The organism is Pseudanabaena yagii GIHE-NHR1 (assembly GCF_012863495.1).
GTDB classification, from domain to species: Bacteria; Cyanobacteriota; Cyanobacteriia; order Pseudanabaenales; family Pseudanabaenaceae; genus Pseudanabaena; species Pseudanabaena yagii.
On record NZ_JAAVJL010000002.1, the window covers coordinates 88,956 to 108,074 of the forward strand.

Consider the following 19,119-nt stretch of genomic DNA (forward strand, 5'->3'; position numbering starts at 1 on the left):
TCATCTTTGTTCATGCCCTGTCTCCCCATTATTGATGTCCAGCACACTGAAAGCTTCAAAACAAGGACTTGAAATAGTCGATCGCGCGAGGCGGCGACGGGGTTGGACTAAGACTCGGACATTAGCATGGTGGCAAGGCGCACATACTTCACAGGCGACCCTCAGACGATTCTGGCGCAGTATTGCCATTGATCGCGATGCCTTTGCTGCCATTTGTTTGACTGTGGGAATAAGCGATTGGCAGGCGATCGCCGAAAATACTTTCTTAGCAAATGAGAATATCCTCTCGGCAAAACAAACGCATTCTCTCAGTCAGCAAGATTGGAGTCAATCTCCTGATCTGATTGATTTTTACGGACGTGAAACGGAATTAGCATTACTGGAAACTTGGTTGATAGGCGATCGCTGTAAAGTCATATCAATTTTGGGAATTGGTGGTATTGGGAAAACCTCCTTAGCTGTCGCTTGTGCCGATCGCTTGCAAGATAAATTTGACTATTTAATCTGGCGATCGCTACAATCCATGCCTACGCCCATTGAATTTTTGCAGGATTTACTGCAATTCTTTGATAGCGAGCATCAATCAGTAAAAATTGATAGCTTACAACAGGGAATTAATCTCCTTCTCAATTATTGCCAGAAATATCATTGCTTGTTGATCATTGATGGCTTAGAGGCAATATTCCTGAGTAGTGAGGGGAAAGTAAAGCCACAAATAGGCTTCTATCAGCAAGGCTATGAGGGCTATGGAGAAATAATACATAGGTTAATAAGCGATCGCCATCAGAGTTGTTTGTTAGTAACTAGTCGTGAAAAAGCCGCCGAAGTTGCTATGTTTGAGAACGAATCTGGCTCTTTACAAAATCTAGTACTGCGCGGTTTAGAACTTCCAGAAGTCACTGAGTTATTTGAGGCAAAGGGTTGTCAAGGTAGTGAGAGAGAATTGCAAGAAATCACATCTCTCTACGGAGGCAATCCCCTTGCTCTAAAAATCATTGCGACTATGATTAGCGAGGTATTTAGAAACAATGTGAGAGCCTTTTTACAGGAAAATACGATCGTCATTGGCGATCGCTTAAAGTCTTTGCTAAAACAGCAAACAGATCGCCTATCTGAATTAGAAAAAGAAATTCTCTACTGGTTAATGCTTGAATCTAGCCCAATGAGCCTATCAAGGTTACGCAGCAATTTACTAATACCTCCAACTTTTTCGCAGATTTTGGACATTCTGTCTGCGCTGGAAAGGCGATCGCTAATTGAGAAAATTGTTGACGAGGTTGAGGTCTGTTTTACGCTTCAGCCCTTTTTGATGAAATATCTACAAGAGGAACTTGCGGAGCAAATTCTAGATGAGTTTTGTGAAGCGATCGCAGATCAGGATATTGACTGTTTAAGGCTATTTCGCACTTGTAGATTAGTAAGTGATCATCAAACTCGCCTACTGCTACGCCTCAAAAATGAGATCTTCCGAACCTATCGCAGTGAGAAGAAAATTCAATTGATTTTCGATTTCTTCGTTCCTCAGTTAGAGCATAAGCCAGATCTGGATATTGGCTATTTGGGTAGCAATTTTCTTGCCTTGATTGAGGCTTTTGGGTTGGAGCGCGATCGCTACAATTGGCAGAATATTTGCCTAAGGTGATTTAGCACCAACTAATTTCACCTCCTTTTATGGGAGCTTCTGCAAAATAACCATTCATCGTCGCATAGCCAATCAGTTTGTAATTGTTGACTGTTAAATACTCATAGATCTTACTTGAGCTAGGGTTAGTCAAGTCAAAGCCATGCATTTCGATCACAATTAGTTTAGGTCGATAGATATTAAGGTCTAGAGATGTCAAGACCTCATAATCATGTCCTTCTACATCAATATTGAGTAAATCAAAATTTGATGGCACTTTGCAATCATCTAAAATACTGTTCAAAGATGTTGTTTTAACAACCCTCTGCTCTTTGATCTTTCTACTTTTCATCCATTCACTGACATGTTCTACATCAAGTGATGAGACTAAGGAATCTTCAAAATCTGTGAAGATAACTTCCTGTTCTTTGTCTGAGATGACTGCACAAATGCTGCGATCGCGCTTTCTTAGTTTTTGATGTTGCTTGATTAGTTCAGGACAAGCATCGATAGTGATTCCTGTCCATCCCTTTTTATAAAGTGAAAAGGTATTAGAATAATATTGAGGATGGTTGCAGCCAACATCAACATAAAACCCAGATTCACCTAACAAATGTTCAATTATGCGATCTTCTCCTGTTTGAGAGTAACTAGTTATTTTGAAAGGATCATAGATTTTACGATTGACTTCGGCATAGAGATAGCGAATAGCATTTAATGTTCCAAATTGACGAAATAGAGTTTTGATTTTGGCAAATTTCATTAGAGTTATTTCAACTATGAGTTAGCCAGTTAATTTAGATAAAAGCTAAAAATTAGAACAACTTTTGCTTTTAGGATGCTTAACTTGCTATTGGGTAACTCTACTTAGTTCTATCAACTAATTAGCTATGCAAAAAATCTATTCTTCCTCTAGTTTCAGTTTTTGTCTTTCTACAAAGTCTTGAATTTCTTCAATTAACCATTGTTTTTCTTCTTCTGAAAGAAATGAGGCAAAGCGAATATTACGACGTTTAATAGTCAGATTGCAAACCATAATTGGGGAACCTCGTCTTATAGATAGCAATGTATTTTTGAGATTTACTTGTAATATTTTCCCAATTTTTCCTATAACTCTTGTATTTTGAACCATCCAACCGAATATCTCGCGCCTAAATAAAATAGAGGTTGCATCAATTTCTATATATATCTTGGATACACAGGCTATTAAGAACAAAAAAATTATCCATATGTTTATAAATACAAAAACTGCAAGAAAAGCTAGCCCACCAAGAGAGATCCCATTAATGATAGAGGCAAAATCAATAGTTTGGAAAACTATCCATAAATAGAAAAATAGGAAAACATTCCAAATTATTGGGATAGACAGAAAAAAATAACTGTAATTACTGCGTAGAAAAATTTGTGGAATTGAAATAACTAGTTTGTTACTAATCTCTTTTATAACGATCTTGCTCGTTGCAGGACGAGCTTTTCTTTGGTTATTGTAACTCGTATAAGTTTTTTCTCCTCGTAAAATGGCTAATGCTTCCTCTGCCGATCTAAACCTTTCCTCGATCGCAGGCTCAATCATTCTATCTAACCAAGTCTCGAAATGTTTGCCTAGTTTTCCTTCCTTAACTTGCGATCGCCAATCAATCTTTAGTTTCTTTTGTGGTAGTTCGGATGGATGCTGATGCGTTAACAGGAAAATTAATGTTGCTCCAAGTCCATATAGATCGGTACTAAGTTTTGCTTGACCTCGAAACTGTTCAGGAGCCATGTAGCCATATGTACCAACAATCGTACTACCACCTGTAAGTGAGTTATGGTAGGTATCTTGCACTGCACCAAAATCAACTAGAAAAATTTTTTCTTTATCTTGAAAATCAAGATCTCGATTGTAAATAACATTTTGAGGTTTAATATCTCTATGAATTACAGGAGGGATAATCTGCTGAAGATAGATTAGAATCTCCAAAAATCTCACAGCAATTTGCTTTACTTCTAGTTCGTTAGGATTCCATCCATTTTCAATAAGGTTAGCAAGATTCTCTCCTTTAGCTAACTGCTGGACTATATAAAAAATACGTTGTCTTGGTCTATCAATTTGAAAATAGCTAATATATTTAGGAATAGAAACATGAGACAACTGAGCTAACACTTTAGCTTCTCTCTCAAAAAGTTCAATCATTTTAAAATTTTCAACTTTCTTTAAAGTAATAGCTTTAATAGCAACCGTTTGATTTACTTGAATATTTTCAGCAAGATAGGTAGCAGCAATCCCACCTTGTCCAAGAAATTTTGTAATACGATATTCATTAACTATATCTCCAATATTATGAATTAATTTCATTCAGTGTCATCTAGTAAATTGATTATTTTGCACCTTTTGCAATTAATAACTGTGCTATCTCGTTATTAGCTGATAATGACAAAGCAGTTTTACCATTATTATTTATAATATTAACATCTGCATTATTATCAATCAATAATCTAACTATTTGCATATCTCCAATACTAGATGCATAATGCAAATAGGTATGACTATCACTACCCGTTATATTAACATTTGCACCTTTACTAATTAGGAGCTTTGCAAAATTAAAATCCTTGTTATAAATTGAATGTGAAAAATAAATTTGTATGTCTTGATGGCTAGTATTATTAATATTTGCACCTTTGCCAACAAGATAATATATTATAGACATCTGCCAAGAATCTTGGATATGTCTTTTATATTCTTCTTTATATCTTTTGCTGTATTTAATATATGATTCAAGTAGAGAAATATATTGAAAGCAATAGTCTAATGGAGTATTTCCATTATTATCTTTGGAATTGACATCTGCCCCATTATTAATTAGCAATATAGTCTTATTTGTTTTGCCAAACATAGGATTGGTTTGAATAAACATTTGTTCATTGGTCTCTTTTGTTTGGATACATTTATAGCTTTTCCTGCTGAGCAAACATTGAAATTGTGACTTGCCAATTAAGTCTATAATTGAATAATGTAATGGAGTCGCTCCATTGATATCTTTTATATTAATTTTTGAGCCCGATTGAATTAGAAAAATAACAAGATTGGAGCTTTTGGGGATTATAGGAGTATCTTCATTATTTATCATATAGCGCTTATCTCCTTTTACTAAAGTATATTCTTCACGACCATTTTTTCTTGTTACAAGATATTCTTCTTCATGACCATTTTGTTCTTGTATAATATGTTCTTCATAATTATCTTCTTTTGTTACAGCATAATGAAGTGGTGTCAGTCCAAGATTATCTTGATTATTAATATCTGCACCATTTTTTATAAGTTTTTTTATGATGTTTATATTCCCATCATGATATAAATAGTTTAACACTGCAATAGATAGTGCTGTTTTGTTGCTTTTATCTTTGCTATTAATATCGACTTTTTTTGACATCAGCCAATCAATTACTTCTTCTGATTTTGTCGATAATAGAAGAGCCTGATAATCTAACCTATTCCCATGTTGACTGAGAAAATTAAGTGTTTCTATATTTAGATTTGCTGTTACACAACGATCACCCTCAGTGTCTTGATTTGGGAACTTATTAGACAATCTTTTGTTTTGTGTAACGTAGTCTATAAGCTCCTTGATATCTTCAGGGTTTTTATCTTTTTTATTGGTTTTACAAATTTCGGGATATATATCGTAAAAGCTTAGAATTAACCATTTGTTAGTAATTGTACAGACTGTCAAAATACTGCTTATACTAGCGATCGCTAACCAAGCCTGCCAAGAAAGATTCCTTTGAGGAAGCCAGACAATTTGTTTCTTTTGTAATGCCACCAGAGACTCTCTCGCAGAAGCAAACCTAGTTTCTATCTCTGGCTCAACCATTTTCTGCAACCAATCAGCAAACTGTTCCGAAACTTGAATCTTAGAACGGAAGTTATAGCGCAAACGCTCTTGGGGCAACTCCGAAGGAGAACGATGGGTGAGAATAAATAGAATCGTTGCCCCCAAAGCATATAAATCTGTTGCTGGTACTGCCTGACCGCGAAACTGTTCAGGAGCCATATATCCAAACGTACCGATTACAGTACTTCCTCTCGCCATCGTACTGCGATAAGTATCCTGCACCGCTCCAAAATCAACTAATGACACCTTGCCGTCATTGCTGTAAATCAAGTTATGCGGCTTAATATCGCGATGCACTACAGGAGGTTTCAGACCATGCAAATAAATCAAAATATTTAAAACTTGCTCAATGATTTTCCTTACCCCCTTCTCATTAGTGCGCCATCCTGCCTCAACGAGTTTTGCTAGATTTTGCCCCTGCGCCAACTCCTGCACGATATAAAAAGCTCGGTCTTCATCTGTATCAATCGTAAAATAATCAAAATACTTGGGAATTGCAGGATGATCGAGTTGAGATAGTACCTTTGCTTCCCTTTCAAAAAGCTCGATCTGCTTCCAATCATCCATATGCCGTAGTGATAGAGCTTTAATCGCCACCTTTGTATGTTGTTGTAAATCCTCAGCAGCATAGGTAATGCCATTACCACCCTGACCTAAGACCTCTAAGATTCGATAGCGATCGCGAATTACATCACCAGTTTGATGTAAACCATCTTTTGGCTCTTCATCCTCATCTTCTAGAGCCAAAGATAGATCTAGCTTGGGTAATGGCTGAGGATACTCCAAATCAAACTCCGCTTCCCACAAAAAAAACTTTTGATTCTCCTGTGTCGCCCTTATCTGCACTTTGGTAATACTACGGGCTTCCAGAGCAGTTAATTCTTGACACACTAGTTCTACTACAGTTTCGCGATCGCCAACAGTTTTGACTGCGATCTCTAGTACCAAACATTCCTCATTACGCTTAGCTTGGGTTGTCAAGCAGCGATCGCTCAACTTGTCATTGAGGTATGTTGCGATCGCATCAGGCTCGCCCTGCTGGGCTAAATAAAAGCTGTCATCATCCATAGCTTCAAGTATGATCCTGTTTTTAGTATGTATCTCTATCCATTAATTAGGTATGCATTAAAGCTCTCAGTTCCCTAATTTTTTTAGCCATGATGACGTTCCACTCTTAAAGAGGCGCATCATCACTTATCTGGACTACCCTAAAGCTTTGATATCGCGACAATCCATTGAATGCCATTAATTAAATAAAATCCTCCCATTAGGATTAAGCCAGCGCTGCCAATGCGCGTAATTATTTCAGAATATTGCATTAGCGATCGCGCCTGCTTTGCTAAACCCGTAAATAAGCTTGCCAAGAAAATAATAATGGTGTAGCCCAATGCATAACTGACCATCGCTAAAACACTATAAAGCTGAGAACCCGACGTAGCGGCAGCAGCTAATATAGAAAATAAAATTGGACTCGTACAAGGAGAACTTAACAAAGCAAAAGTTAGTCCAATTCCATAACAACCTAAAGCAGGAAATCTAAAACTCTTTTGTGGTAGAGGCAAACGAAAAACTCCCCATAAACTCAAGCCCATTAAAAGGATTAAAGTTCCAACTATTGTATGAATATATCCTTGATATTTGAGCGTGATTAAACTGGCAATGGAAGAGAAAAGTCCAAGGATACTAAGAACAGTTACCACTCCTAATACAAAAGTACCTGCCTTAATCAAAGCTTCTCTTTTGGATGTGATTTCGCGAGTTCCAATATAGCTAAGATTGACTGGTAGTAACGCTAATACGCAGGGAGAAATACTAGCAACCAGTCCACCTATAAATGCAAGTGGGAGTAATAAAAATGGATTAGTGATTGATTGTTGGCTGAACCAATTGTGATATTTATCATCTGTCTCAAAGACAAAGTTTTGAAATGGTTGAAACAGTGATGTCCAGTTAACTCGACTCAAGCTAAAGGCTGCAATTATAGTAGCAATACATAGTAGAAATGGAATAAGAAATCTACCAAAATAAGTCTTTGATGAAACCTGTATGAACTTCTTAATGCGTGACATAGTTCTGATTCTCTCTAGTTGCGAGAACTTTGGTAGCCTGATATCTCAGCTAGAGATCTGAGATCGTAACTACCTGTATAAGCCTTGCCTTTAATTTGCCAAGTAGGATAACTATGAACTCCAAAGCTATTACAGAGGTCTGGTCGGGGATTACTTCCTCTAGGATCACACTCAACATATTGAATTTCACTAATCGCATCTCCAAAAGCCTGTTTTTGTCTATCACAGTATGGACACCAATAAGTACCGTATAAAACCGCTCCAATCTTTTTGAGATGTCGTGCAAGTAACATTTCTTCGCTTTCAGGAGTTATCTTTATAGCAGACTGATTTGGTAAGGGGTTGGGAGCTGTAGGCTTCGGTTCTGGTGCTGGCTGGCATGATTGCATTGCCTTATCTATCACAGGAGGAATCTTGCCCCCTGTTTTAAAAGCTTCTCCAGCCTTATCAAATTCATCTGGGGTTAGTGCTACTTTAATTTTGCCAATAAAGCAATTACAGTATTCCTGTGTACCACCAGATGCTTGACAACCATTAATATATGCTTTGACAAGTTCAGGAGTGAAGGTTCGTTTAGGTTGATTTTGGCTAGTATTTGCTACAGGGGAAGCAGTTGGTGCGGGAGGTGGGATATTTGCTGTTGTCTTTGCTTGAGATACTGACTGACTGCATCCCGACACATTAGCTAATGTAAAGCATGTGAGGAAACAAGCGATCGCTAAATTATGCTTCTCTATAAATCTCATAAATCTTTTGGATAAATATGAATCAACTATCAAGACATATATCTGGAAATTAGGCAGATATGCAAGGATTGTTTTTATTTTTAACTTAGCTCTAGCTTAGAATAATTTCACGGTTATAGTGAATCAAGATTGAATCTACAGCAATTACCGATCAAAAGAATCCCAAGAAGAATTTTGAAAGCGTTGCTTTGCAACGCTTTCAAAATTCTTCTTGTTTGGGTTTGAGCGCAAAGCACTTGTCAATAAGCAAGTTTCAATACCAAGAAACTTCTCTTTACATCAACAGACTGTAATCAGAAAACCTTACAAAGTAAGGTTTTCACTTATTTCCAATTAAGCCTAGAGATAGCTGTCATGTAATTACCTAGAGGCTACTTACTTTGAGAAATCGATTGAATCACAATCACTTTGAGATTTTGGGGTTTTCAAGTAAATCGATGAGAGGATGATTTTCAGTAATAACTTTATCGGTGATGATTGCATCAATGAGTGCTTGGCGTTTCCTCGCTTCATGATTATCGCGAATGGTCTTAGTCAGAGAAACACTTGCGCTAATGGAAAATACATAGCTAATCCCCAGTTGACTTCTGACTACATTATCCATAGGCAGTAAATAGAGGCTAGCTGCAAAAGATCCAGTAGAGATGACAAAAGCCGCATAAACCTGAAAAATCCAAGCAGTTGTATCTTTTTGGTTCAACATAGGATCGATTGAATTCAAACGCATAGTAGCCTCCAATTTATTATGTAGATTTACTGACAAAGAGTTCGCTCAATAGGTGTGTATTTTGAAATCAAACACACCAAGTTTAGTCTATGTATTTCTAGTCAGCAAAAAACTATGCGATAAAGTTTAAGTTTTGTTAATTACTGCGTAAGTTAGCTGCTGAAGCCTGATGAGTAGATAAATGGTTGAATTTGTACTGCATAGTTCAGCGATCGCTAGCGCTATTTGTATGTAGTCAAGCAACAATTTTTAATTTGCTTTTTATCTTTACATAGGTGACTTAATGACAAATCTAAATAAAATGTGCATGATGGGTCTGTAGATATTTTTGATGGAGCGATCGCCATTATGGGGAAGCTAGTAACCCTTAAATTTAATGACGGTAATTTCGAGCAGGGCTTTGCAGTAACAATTCAGATTGGTGAAGAAGGAGCACTTCCATCATCAGAAATTGCTGCAAATTTGCCTCCATCAAAAGAGTTGCCTTTGCTATATGACGCATGGCAATCTTTCTATCTAAAAATAGGCGCAACCACGCGACTCTCAGCAGATGCCAATGCTGTTACTAACGTTTCCTTTCTTGAAGATTGCTATGATGCTGCCGAAAAACTTGCAGAACATCTCAATCAATGGTTGCGATCGCAGTCTTTTCTCCCTGCGAGGGAATTAGTCTCCGATAATATCTACAGAAGCGATGAAGTGCGGGTACTACTGCAATCGGGAAATCCCTATTTACAGAAGATGCCTTGGCACTTGTGGGATTTATTTGATCGCCGCTTTACCAAATCAGAAATTGCGATCGCTGCTCCTGCCTACTCCAGTATCGCTCCTACTAAAAAGCATTCTGATAAGATTCGGATTCTCGTAATTCTTGGCAATAGTGAAGGTATTGATATTGATGCTGATCGCGCCATGCTAGAACAATTACCCAATGCCGAGGTAACTCTGTTAGTAGAACCGAAGCGCCAACAACTTAATGATGAGCTATGGCAACAGCAATGGGACATTCTCTTTTTTGCAGGGCATAGCTCCACTCAACAAGATATCGGTCGGATCTATATCAACGAAACGGAAAGTCTAAGGATGGAACAGTTGCGCTATGCGCTGAGAACGGCTGTATCTAATGGGCTGAGATTAGCGATTTTTAACTCCTGTGATGGTTTGGGCTTGGCGCGATCGCTATTTGATTTGCATATTCCCCAAGTAATCGTGATGCGTGAACCGATCCCCGATGAAGTAGCGCAGAAGTTTCTCCGCTACTTTCTCGAAGATTTCTCAAGTGGAACCTCTTGCTATTTATCAGTACGTCGCGCAAGAGAGCGCTTGCAAGGTATTGAAGACCGCTTCCCCTGTGCGACTTGGCTACCGATTATCTGTCAAAACCCCGCCGAAACACCTCTAACATGGTCAATTCCTAAGGATGAGAAAGTGACAATACCTCTACCAGCACCACCAAAACAATCAGTACCAATAGTATCGCCAATGATAGAAGCGTCATCTCCCCCTCCATCTAATCGAAGAAATCAAAGGACAAAGTTATTCCAATTGCCACAAACCTATATGCTTTTGGCAGGAACAGCTTTGGGTTTGGCTTGTTTTGTGGCGGTACTGCGTCCGCGTCCAATTGTGATCGCGAGTGGTGGGGCGATCGCCGCGATCGTCATTGGTGCGTGGTCATGGCAAGTTAAGAAGGAATTTGCGTGGTTGAACGAGAATAATTTGCTCGATCGCTATGTATTTGCCTCAAAACTGGACGGCTTAGAACGCAAGTCTCTGGCTACTGGGATGCAGTGGCGGAGGGCGAAGGCATGGGCGAGGGAGATTCATGCTTATGCTGAAAAAATAGTTGAGAAGGAACCAGATATGACGGTGGATATCTTAGAGACTTTGATCACTGTTTTGGATTTAGCGGGACAGGTCTCTGATGCGATCGCTACTATTGGTCAGGTGAAGTCTGAGAATTATCGTGTGGTTGCCCAGCGACGTTTACAAGCAAGTTACGATCGCCTGCAAGCTACTCACGAACTTTTGCAAAACCTACAAGATCAAGTTCTATTACTTTCGCTAGACCGCAGTAGTTCTAATCTCAAAATGGAGCTTCCTGCTCAGTTAAGATTAGCGATCGATACAAACAAAATTACTTTACAAGCAAATGAAAATTAAAAGTAAGTAAGAAAATCATGAATAGTCAACCTGCAAACAAGCTTATCTTTCTAAATACGTCAATAGTTCGTATTTTAGCCATAATACTTAGCTTGCCTCTTATGTTTTTTGTGCTATGCATTCTGCTATATGCTACATTTGGAAACTTAATTTTCTCTCTTGGTCAATTGCATAAAGCAAGCTTAAATTGTATTCGATATAAAAGTGAAATATTATGCTCACTTACTGGTACAAATTGGTATGGCAATATTGAGCAAGCCCTATCTCCCAGACACGAGCAATTAATTGGAATAAGGACAGAGATTTCTAATCAAGATTATCTAACGAATGCTTTGATAATTTTGGTAACAAATAAAAAAGAAATCTTTTTGTTAACACCCAAAACTATGATTAAAGATCAAACAGATCTATTAAATAGTTTCTTAGATAACCCTGCACAGAATTCAGTAAAGATAGAGACAAGGAAATCAGATGAACTGAATATTTTATCAGCGTCATTTTTTGGCTTGGTTTATTTCAACTTAGTTTTTGGATCGGTTACCATATCATTTCTAGTGTCAATTTTCAAAAATATAGTCGATTTTAAAAAATATATTTTTGATAAGGAAAGCAATAAGATTTTAATTAAGAAAATTTTTAGAAAGGATTTATTAATTGAGTTTGACTTTGAAAAAATTAACCAAGTACATTTGATTCGTTTAATCAAAAATGATGAATTCAAAGGTGAAAAAATATTTCTTATTGATAGCTATGGTTCTATTTTACTATCAATAAATCTATATGGAATATCTGGTTCTGAAGTTGCTGATTTAATATGTTCTTTCTTACAACTTAAACCTTATCAAATGATAGTTCCACCTTAATATTTCTCAAGCAGTTTATAGGATGTTATATTTTTCAAGAAAAATCAATTTAAAAACTAATGAGAATAATATTATGTCTACAAACGTACCTTCTTCTTCTAAATTTATTAAAAATGAAGAAAGCAAACTTACTATTAAAGTTTATTTTCCTCGTCTATTTGTCATAGCTATAATTATTTTATTGACTATTTTTGATATATTTTACGGAGCAAATTTGCCAATCTCTTTAACTTTTTTCATTGCAGAAGAGATCTCGATATTACCACAAGCTTTAAATTCTTCAAAATTAAACTGTAATAGAATAGAAAATGAAATTATATGTTCTTTGTCTGGGAATACTCTATTTGGTAATATAGAAAAAGTGTTCAATTCAAAAAATCATAGCAAATTGATTAAAGTGTCGAGAAAAGATAACATCTTTCGTGTGACACCATATAGAAATGATTTATTAATACTTATAACTGAAACAGAAAAAATTCCTATTTATACTTCAGAAAGTTTAATAGAAGACCAATTTTCTAGATTAAACAAATTTCTAGAAGATAAAGCAGAATCTAAAGTGTTTATTCAAACACAAAGATCTTCTCAATCGCAAAGAAAATCAGATTTTTTAATAGAGGAATTAAGTTATACTCGTCTTATTTTTCTCTCAATAAGTTTTTATTTGTCAATATTTGTCGTTTTAGTAGCTTCTAAAAAATATACTTTTGACAAAGAGATTAATAGAATTACGATTAAAGGAATTTTAGAAGAAGACTTATCCATTGAGATTGAATTTATTAAAATTAAAAGAGTCCACTTGGTGCTTTGGAGAATAGGTAATTTAATTCAGCTTGAGGAAATACGTCTCATTGACAATGACGATTCTATTTTGCTGACTATATACCTTAACGAGGTAACTGGCTCTGAAATTGCTGATTCAATTTGCTCATTTTTACAGTTAGAACCTTATCAAACGATAGAAATCCCACCTTAAATATTTTTTAAAAAATCTTACGGAATTTTTTGTAAAAAAGATTTGTTTATAGACTGATGAGAGTAACAGCAAACATGTTAAACAAAAGATTAAGAGAATTAAATTTTCACCTATTCAAAAATCTCAAAACGCTGAGATCGCTTTGGTTTGTGATCGGGCTTAGCCTGACACTACTTGTCGCTTGTGGAACGATCAAAATTGACTCTTTTGAAACAGCCACTAAAGCAATTCAAAACGATTTTTTACCTAAGATTAAGATCGAACAAGTCTTAGTGTCTGATGCGGCGGCGGCGCGATATTCTACGGATAGCATTAAAGAACCACTGCCAAAGATTGAAGACTTCCCTTTGTATGCTGCTCAGCCGACCAATGATCCCAAACAAGTCTATGTTGAGATTTATAGCTCTGCGGAAAAAGCTAATGCCCAAAGACAAGATGAGCGCTGGCTAGTTGATGTTGCTGAATCTTTTAACGCGAAAAATGTCACTTTAAAGTCAGGGCAGGTAGTCCGAGTAGGAGTTCGGAATATTGCATCTGGTCTAGCCGAACGGCTGATCTCTTCTAAGACGATGAAACCTGCTGCCTTCAGTCCATCCAATGATTTGTGGATTGAAATCCTCAAAAGTGATGGTGTCCCAGTCAAAGTAATTTCTCCAGCATTACAAATCAATGGTACTGGCTTTGCAGTAAGAGGTGACATTTACCAAGAATTAGCTAAAGGTGGAGAAGTAACTTTCGTTCGTTTGCTTGATGCTATCACCACAGGGAAAATGTCTATTGGCTATCCCAATCCCTATTCAAGTTCAACAGCACTCAATCTTCTCTATACAATTCTTTGGCAAGCCGCAGGACACGATCGCGATAAGCAACCCCTCACAGTCCAAGATTTAAAGGTTCCTCAAGTTAGTTCTGTATTTGATGCTTTCCAGAAGCAAGTGATCGTCACATCAGTTACAACCTTAGAACTGAAAGATATCTTTGTACGCGATCAACAAAAGATGCAAGCTTTCCCTCTTGATGGAGTAGCTTTTACAGCTTTGAAAAAGCTCCCAGGGTTTGAGCAAGTTGCCTATATTCCCTTTGGAATACCTCATAATGCCCCTTTAGTAGGTTTTGATTGGAATACACCTGAACAACAAGAAGGATTACAACAATTTGCCGAATTTGCAACTTCTGAATCCATGCAGAAACTTGCTTTTGCGGCTCCTGAAGTATTGGAATATGTTAAGCAAAAGAACTTTCCTGCTATCCCTTCAGGTGAAGTTCTCAAAACTGCACTCACTTTCTGGAAACAGCGTAAAGATGGTGGTCGTACTGTTTATATGATGATGGTGATTGATACCAGTGGCTCAATGGCAGGTGATCGCATCAAAGCTGTTAAAGAAGGCTTACGCATTGCTACAAAAGAAATCAATGCTGGTAATCAAGTTGGTTTGATCACTTTTAGCGATCGCGTCAAGAATGTGGTTAATCTATCTCCCTTTGATGCATTGCAACATAAGCGTTTACTCGCAGCGATCGATGCCCTTGAAGCGGATGGTAATACTGCTCTCTATGACGGTGCGATCGCAGGTTTAGCCCCTCTCATGGAACGCCGCAAAGCCGATCCTATGGGTGTATTTCGCTTGCTGTTATTAACCGATGGCGAAGTGACTACAGGATTGAAATTTGAAGAGGTCAAGGATTTGATGAAGTTTAGCGATGTGCGGATTTATCCGATCGCCTATGGCGAAGTCAATCAACAAGAATTAAAAGCGATCGCTACTCTCCGCGAGTCTACAGTGCAAGTCGGCACACCTCAAAACGTGCAGAACCTACTCAAGGAAATCTTTCAAACTAATCTGTAAACATGAGGATAGGTGGCGCTTCGCGCCGCCTATCTTTAACTATATAAAAATCTATGAATAAACTTGATCGTAAACTTATAACTACTCTTGGTTTGGGATGGTTAGGATTTGGCATTGTGGGCGGGGCGATCGCCTTTGCCTTACCACCTACGCAAATTACCATTCTCATTGATCGCAGTTTTTGTCCTCAAGATAAATGGCAAGCGATCGCCTCTGCCTATAACGATCTGTATCAACAACACCAAAATCGCGATCTCCAAATTAAGGAAGTGATCACCTTTAGCGATATTGGACAAGAGATTGTATCGACAATTCCTGCCCCCGATGCTGTGCGATCGCTCAATACCTATGGGCGATCGAATCAAGAGCGTCTGAAACAACTGCAATCTACTTACCCACAAGTAAAACTTCTCTCTTGTCAATTGCAATAGTGTGCAATCTCGCAAACCATCTAATCTCCCAAATGATGATCTGGTGCATAACACGATGATTCCGAGAAATATAAGGATTCAGTCAGTTGAAATGATTTGAGTCAGGTTTGGAGGAAGTTCAATATGTATAGACAACTATTTCGCTCTCTTTTTGCCCCGATCCTAGCAACAGTTTTAATATCATCTTGTGGCTTGATGGATCAACTTATGAAAGGTAAAGCAATTGCTGAAAATGCAGTTGTAGAATTCCACAATCGTCTGAATGCTCAGCAATGTAATGAAATCTACGAGCAATCAGATAATCGCTTCAAACAAAAACATGGAAAAAATGATGCAATCAATGCTTGCAAAACTATTCACAAACAATTTGGGCAAGTAAAAAGCTCTAGCTTATTAGAATACAAAATCAATTCTACCCCTACCGAAACTTTAGCAACTCTAAAATATACCACTGAGTTTTCTCAAGTCAGTATCTCGGAAGAATTTGTGTTTGTTATAGAAGGCGATCGGGCAAGAATCCTAGAATACAGCCTCATTCAATAATCTACAGCAAAGAATAAATATTATGAAAATACTAGAACATAGCTCTAAAAGACTAGTCATCTATAGCAGACCGATAAGATTATGGTTAACTTCTGTAGTCTTGCCTATAATTGGTTTTTGGGTAGGAAGTTTTTTCCTAGAAGTCAACTCATTTAACTGTAAACGCAGTGCAACAGATCCTAATTTTTGTCAAAAAGTTGTTATCCAAACAAGACGCACCCAGCTAATAGGTGTTGAGATTAGGCAAAATGAGGCAATGTATAAACTTAAATTCACTACAACCGATCAATATTTAGAATGGTTAAGTTTAGTTTGGTTTTTATTTTGGATGACTATTAGTTTGTATGTGTTGTTAAGAGTACTTCATACTAGAACTTGTATCTTTGATAAGAATATTAATCAATTAATAATTGAAACCAAGGGATTATTGGGTAAAAAAATTGTCGAATACTCACTTAGTGAAATTATAGACATTGTTATCAGTGGAGGTGGATTCTCAGTTAATGAAGTTCCTATAGAACCAGTTGATTTAATGCTGAAATCAGATAAAAATGTTTCAGTTTATATAGATTTAGATGTAAATTCCCCTAGTAAATGGTATCAAAAAGCTTATGATACTGTTGATTTAATTCAATCTTTTCTAGGTTTAGTTACTGAGACTACTAGTATTCAAGATGCACTAACCCATAGCTCTACTAAAAAGTTTCAATCTTGCCGAGTTATCTACTGTATGGGCTATATCATTGCTATTGGCAATATACCTGTCAAGTACAGTGATAAGACCAATATGTGGGGGATTCGTAATATCTCTTCTATTGGAGATATTCCTGTCGAGTATGGAAAAATTGGGCAATTAGGCTCCTCTAAACAAATTATTTCGATAGGTGATGTCTGCATTACCTATCGCCCAAAGTTTTGGCAATTGAGACCTTGCATTGATAGCATTGGTGATATGGCTGTCCAATATAATTCTGACAGACAGATCATTTCCATCGGTGATATGGATATCCAATATGATCGCGCTGGTCATATAACTGCCATTAGTGATATGAATGTTCAGTCAGATTCATATGGACGGATCATTGAAATTCATAGTAATGGTGGCTTTAATCTAAAACAGTTTGTAGCTTTATTTTTATTAGTATTATCTAAAAATACCAACAGAGATAGAGAGGGTGGTGGTGGTGGAGAGTGATGAAGCGATCGCAGTTTTAGTCCTCAAGATAAATGGCAAGCGATCGCCTCTGCTTGCAACAATATTTATCAACGGATAAAGCAAAGAATTGCGATTAAGCATTGTGATAAATGCTCATTTCTGTAATTTATGCCTAAACTTATGCCTAATATTTACAATCTACCTTCAGATTTACAGCCAGTAGAAATATTTGAAGCGATCGCCTCTAGTTCAGATGTGTTAATCGAACGCATTATTTCTACAGGACAAACCACACCCATCGGACAATGGTATGACCAAGATAGTAATGAATGGGTGATTTTACTGCAAGGTGAAGCAGAGATTACCTATATCGATGGCTCAAGGATTAAACTAAAATCTGGCGATTATTTAATGATTCCTGCACATCAACAGCACCGTGTTGACTACACCAGTAGTGAACCTCCATGCATCTGGCTAGCAGTACATGGCAATCTATTGACCTAGCTAATCCAGATCTCCCTAGAGTCGTAAAATCCGCCGCGCTGCTCTAAACAAAATCCTCCTAATAGCAAACCTAACCAGACTTCGACCATTGGTAACTTGAGAGCCTGCTGTAATCTGGTTAAGCGTATTGGTGTTTCATTATCTGATAGATAAGCTGCGATCGCCTCAACCCATTCAGACACACTTTCTCCATGAGCAGTGCTAATTACCTGCTCCAACTCTTCCTCTAAACTCAGTAACTTGAATGGTTCAACATTATCTTTTAAATCTTGTTCTAACGCCTGAAGTAAAACTTCCTTATCCACATCTCCTACTAGCGAATTACTCTCTTTATCTCGCTCCGATACTTTGCGTGGCAAAGGTTGCAATGGTTCTAGAAATTGTTCAAGATCTATTACCATTGATTGACGGACATAACGATCAAAAGCGTCATTTGGCATAATCGGTCCCTCATCTGTGGATTTAGCCTGTAACTCCGCAAACAGAATATTCGTGCGATCGCAAAATAAATCAGCAATTTGACAAACAGCATCTCCTGAAATGCGTAACTGTGAGTAAGTATCCAGATCTACTAAAGTCTGATCTAATACATTAAACATCATCACTAAATTTGCTTCCTCAGGAGTCTGTCGCGCCGAAGAAATCACATTCCACAAATCTAACTCAAGCTGCTGAACTGTCAAGGATAATTCCTCTATGGGAAACTAGGACGACAAGAGCATGGGCTGAGAGGACAGAGCCAAGGATCAAGTCTTTCTTGACTAGCAAATTTGTTAATCGCATAATTTGATTCTAGCAATACCAGCATTTTCTGGACATAGGCATGTACCTGTGATGCAGTCATACCTGCACAATGAATTGGAGGAATTGCCGCGAATTTTTCCTGTCCTTTCCAAATCTCTGAGGCGATCGCATGAATGGGTGTATCAGTTCCTGAACGTCGATAAACTACCAACACTGCCCAAAAAATATCCGTAAATTCAGTAAAATCGACCTTTAATTCAGGGTTAGCTTCACTGCGATGACGCGAACGAATGAGCTTGCGGCGATCGTGATGGCGAGCATAGGAACGGCGACTATAACAAACTTGAGGATTCCAGCAACCATCACCATGCGTCCCATGTAATTCCTGAGCCTGTGCTGCCGAAAGCATTGCACATTTCTTACATTTTTCGGGAATTGCCTTAACCATAAATCAACTGATATTTGTAATTTCGTTATATACGCGATCAAAAATCTTTCTCAGAAGAATTTTCTCCGCCTCGAATACATTAGGTTCTATATCAATCTCATCTAAAGAATTGCTATCTAACAATAGGCAACTCTCGCCATCATTCATTAGCCACTCCATTTGTAGCAATTCGTCGCGATCGCCTAATTCACTATGAATCGCCTCGCGAAATTCGAGAACTACGTCGGATGCATAGCCTTCAACAGGAATATATCCAATCAGTTTCGTCCGATAGCGGGGATTAGAGTCAACATAGTAACCAAGATTGATTAACGCCTTTTCTACCTGCAAATAAGTAGCCATACTTCAATATATCTACATAACTATCCCTAAAATCATACCTTGTCACATATATCCCTTACAGCAG

18 protein-coding genes are annotated in these 19,119 nt (G+C 37.5%); 9 read left to right on the forward strand and 9 right to left on the reverse strand.

The features are described 5' to 3' along the window. Nucleotides 1-34: 34 nt before the first annotated feature. Nucleotides 35-1,642 (forward strand): NB-ARC domain-containing protein, encoded by a 1,608-nt coding sequence (locus HC246_RS17255; RefSeq protein ID WP_169364715.1) that lies wholly within the window; start codon nucleotides 35-37, stop codon nucleotides 1,640-1,642. Nucleotide 1,643: 1 nt separating this feature from the next. On the opposite strand, the gene HC246_RS17260 is transcribed toward HC246_RS17255, so the two are convergent. The 6 genes from HC246_RS17260 to HC246_RS17285 all read right to left on the reverse strand — a co-directional run bounded on the left by HC246_RS17260 (nucleotide 1,644) and on the right by HC246_RS17285 (nucleotide 9,038). Continuing rightward, a complete protein-coding gene (locus HC246_RS17260) occupies nucleotides 1,644-2,384 on the reverse strand; it encodes an FkbM family methyltransferase (RefSeq protein WP_169364716.1) in 741 nt (246 codons plus the stop codon). 138 nt (nucleotides 2,385-2,522) lie between these two features. Continuing rightward, complete coding sequence (locus tag HC246_RS17265; RefSeq protein ID WP_169364717.1) at nucleotides 2,523-3,956, reverse strand: serine/threonine protein kinase; 1,434 nt, start codon at nucleotides 3,954-3,956, stop codon at nucleotides 2,523-2,525. Nucleotides 3,957-3,978: 22 nt separating this feature from the next. Then, a complete protein-coding gene (locus HC246_RS17270; RefSeq protein WP_225903041.1) occupies nucleotides 3,979-6,477 on the reverse strand; it encodes a protein kinase domain-containing protein in 2,499 nt (832 codons plus the stop codon). A gap of 227 nt (nucleotides 6,478-6,704) precedes the next feature. Then, complete coding sequence (locus HC246_RS17275) at nucleotides 6,705-7,565, reverse strand: cytochrome c biogenesis CcdA family protein (protein ID WP_169364719.1); 861 nt, start codon at nucleotides 7,563-7,565, stop codon at nucleotides 6,705-6,707. A 14-nt stretch (nucleotides 7,566-7,579) separates the two neighbouring features. Continuing rightward, nucleotides 7,580-8,311, reverse strand: coding sequence for a thioredoxin domain-containing protein (locus HC246_RS17280; protein ID WP_169364720.1), 732 nt, complete (start codon nucleotides 8,309-8,311; stop codon nucleotides 7,580-7,582). 403 nt (nucleotides 8,312-8,714) lie between these two features. Then, on the reverse strand, nucleotides 8,715-9,038 hold the full coding sequence (locus HC246_RS17285; protein ID WP_169364721.1) for a YiaA/YiaB family inner membrane protein: 324 nt from the start codon (nucleotides 9,036-9,038) through the stop codon (nucleotides 8,715-8,717). A 303-nt stretch (nucleotides 9,039-9,341) separates the two neighbouring features. On the opposite strand from HC246_RS17285, the gene HC246_RS17290 reads away from it, so the two are divergent. From HC246_RS17290 to HC246_RS17325, 8 genes are all read left to right on the forward strand, one after another. Further along, nucleotides 9,342-11,201 (forward strand): CHAT domain-containing protein, encoded by a 1,860-nt coding sequence (locus HC246_RS17290; RefSeq protein ID WP_211167836.1) that lies wholly within the window; start codon nucleotides 9,342-9,344, stop codon nucleotides 11,199-11,201. A gap of 17 nt (nucleotides 11,202-11,218) precedes the next feature. Then, nucleotides 11,219-12,064, forward strand: coding sequence for a hypothetical protein (locus tag HC246_RS17295; protein WP_169364722.1), 846 nt, complete (start codon nucleotides 11,219-11,221; stop codon nucleotides 12,062-12,064). 73 nt (nucleotides 12,065-12,137) lie between these two features. Beyond that, a complete protein-coding gene (locus HC246_RS17300) occupies nucleotides 12,138-13,040 on the forward strand; it encodes a hypothetical protein (RefSeq protein WP_169364723.1) in 903 nt (300 codons plus the stop codon). A 74-nt stretch (nucleotides 13,041-13,114) separates the two neighbouring features. Next, nucleotides 13,115-14,887 carry a vWA domain-containing protein gene (locus HC246_RS17305; protein WP_169364724.1) on the forward strand — a complete coding sequence of 591 codons (1,773 nt, stop codon included), beginning with the start codon at nucleotides 13,115-13,117 and terminating at the stop codon, nucleotides 14,885-14,887. A 53-nt stretch (nucleotides 14,888-14,940) separates the two neighbouring features. Beyond that, the gene (locus HC246_RS17310) at nucleotides 14,941-15,318 is read left to right on the forward strand and encodes a hypothetical protein (RefSeq protein WP_169364725.1); all 378 of its coding nucleotides are present in this window, start codon (nucleotides 14,941-14,943) and stop codon (nucleotides 15,316-15,318) included. A 207-nt stretch (nucleotides 15,319-15,525) separates the two neighbouring features. Beyond that, nucleotides 15,526-15,861 carry a hypothetical protein gene (locus tag HC246_RS17315; RefSeq protein WP_169364726.1) on the forward strand — a complete coding sequence of 112 codons (336 nt, stop codon included), beginning with the start codon at nucleotides 15,526-15,528 and terminating at the stop codon, nucleotides 15,859-15,861. 22 nt (nucleotides 15,862-15,883) lie between these two features. Continuing rightward, entirely contained in the window at nucleotides 15,884-17,056 is a 1,173-nt protein-coding gene (locus HC246_RS17320; RefSeq protein WP_169364727.1) for a hypothetical protein, read from the forward strand. Between the two features lie 141 nt (nucleotides 17,057-17,197). Beyond that, nucleotides 17,198-17,521 carry a cupin domain-containing protein gene (locus tag HC246_RS17325; RefSeq protein WP_169364728.1) on the forward strand — a complete coding sequence of 108 codons (324 nt, stop codon included), beginning with the start codon at nucleotides 17,198-17,200 and terminating at the stop codon, nucleotides 17,519-17,521. On the opposite strand, the gene HC246_RS17330 is transcribed toward HC246_RS17325, so the two are convergent. The 3 genes from HC246_RS17330 to HC246_RS17340 are packed head-to-tail and all read right to left on the reverse strand — an operon-like array spanning nucleotide 17,518 to nucleotide 19,055. After that, nucleotides 17,518-18,204, reverse strand: coding sequence for a hypothetical protein (locus HC246_RS17330; RefSeq protein ID WP_169364729.1), 687 nt, complete (start codon nucleotides 18,202-18,204; stop codon nucleotides 17,518-17,520). The genes HC246_RS17325 and HC246_RS17330 overlap by 4 nt on opposite strands. Before the next feature lie 11 nt (nucleotides 18,205-18,215). Further along, entirely contained in the window at nucleotides 18,216-18,713 is a 498-nt protein-coding gene (locus HC246_RS17335; protein WP_169364730.1) for a hypothetical protein, read from the reverse strand. 3 nt (nucleotides 18,714-18,716) lie between these two features. Further along, on the reverse strand, nucleotides 18,717-19,055 hold the full coding sequence (locus tag HC246_RS17340) for a hypothetical protein (protein ID WP_169364731.1): 339 nt from the start codon (nucleotides 19,053-19,055) through the stop codon (nucleotides 18,717-18,719). Nucleotides 19,056-19,119 lie beyond the last annotated feature (64 nt).

What these genes read in the sequence shown, in the direction of transcription:
- HC246_RS17310 (WP_169364725.1), top strand. Translation starts at nt 14,941, where the DNA reads ATGAATAAACTTGATCGTAAACTTATAACTACTCTTGGTTTGGGATGG.
- HC246_RS17335 (WP_169364730.1), bottom strand. Translation starts at nt 18,713, where the DNA reads ATGGTTAAGGCAATTCCCGAAAAATGTAAGAAATGTGCAATGCTTTCG.
- HC246_RS17265 (WP_169364717.1), bottom strand. Translation starts at nt 3,956, where the DNA reads ATGAAATTAATTCATAATATTGGAGATATAGTTAATGAATATCGTATT.
- HC246_RS17340 (WP_169364731.1), bottom strand. Translation starts at nt 19,055, where the DNA reads ATGGCTACTTATTTGCAGGTAGAAAAGGCGTTAATCAATCTTGGTTAC.
- HC246_RS17255 (WP_169364715.1), top strand. Translation starts at nt 35, where the DNA reads ATGTCCAGCACACTGAAAGCTTCAAAACAAGGACTTGAAATAGTCGAT.
- HC246_RS17315 (WP_169364726.1), top strand. Translation starts at nt 15,526, where the DNA reads ATGAAAGGTAAAGCAATTGCTGAAAATGCAGTTGTAGAATTCCACAAT.
- HC246_RS17300 (WP_169364723.1), top strand. Translation starts at nt 12,138, where the DNA reads ATGTCTACAAACGTACCTTCTTCTTCTAAATTTATTAAAAATGAAGAA.
- HC246_RS17280 (WP_169364720.1), bottom strand. Translation starts at nt 8,311, where the DNA reads ATGAGATTTATAGAGAAGCATAATTTAGCGATCGCTTGTTTCCTCACA.
- HC246_RS17320 (WP_169364727.1), top strand. Translation starts at nt 15,884, where the DNA reads ATGAAAATACTAGAACATAGCTCTAAAAGACTAGTCATCTATAGCAGA.
- HC246_RS17260 (WP_169364716.1), bottom strand. Translation starts at nt 2,384, where the DNA reads ATGAAATTTGCCAAAATCAAAACTCTATTTCGTCAATTTGGAACATTA.
- HC246_RS17275 (WP_169364719.1), bottom strand. Translation starts at nt 7,565, where the DNA reads ATGTCACGCATTAAGAAGTTCATACAGGTTTCATCAAAGACTTATTTT.
- HC246_RS17285 (WP_169364721.1), bottom strand. Translation starts at nt 9,038, where the DNA reads ATGCGTTTGAATTCAATCGATCCTATGTTGAACCAAAAAGATACAACT.
- HC246_RS17325 (WP_169364728.1), top strand. Translation starts at nt 17,198, where the DNA reads ATGCCTAATATTTACAATCTACCTTCAGATTTACAGCCAGTAGAAATA.
- HC246_RS17295 (WP_169364722.1), top strand. Translation starts at nt 11,219, where the DNA reads ATGAATAGTCAACCTGCAAACAAGCTTATCTTTCTAAATACGTCAATA.
- HC246_RS17305 (WP_169364724.1), top strand. Translation starts at nt 13,115, where the DNA reads ATGTTAAACAAAAGATTAAGAGAATTAAATTTTCACCTATTCAAAAAT.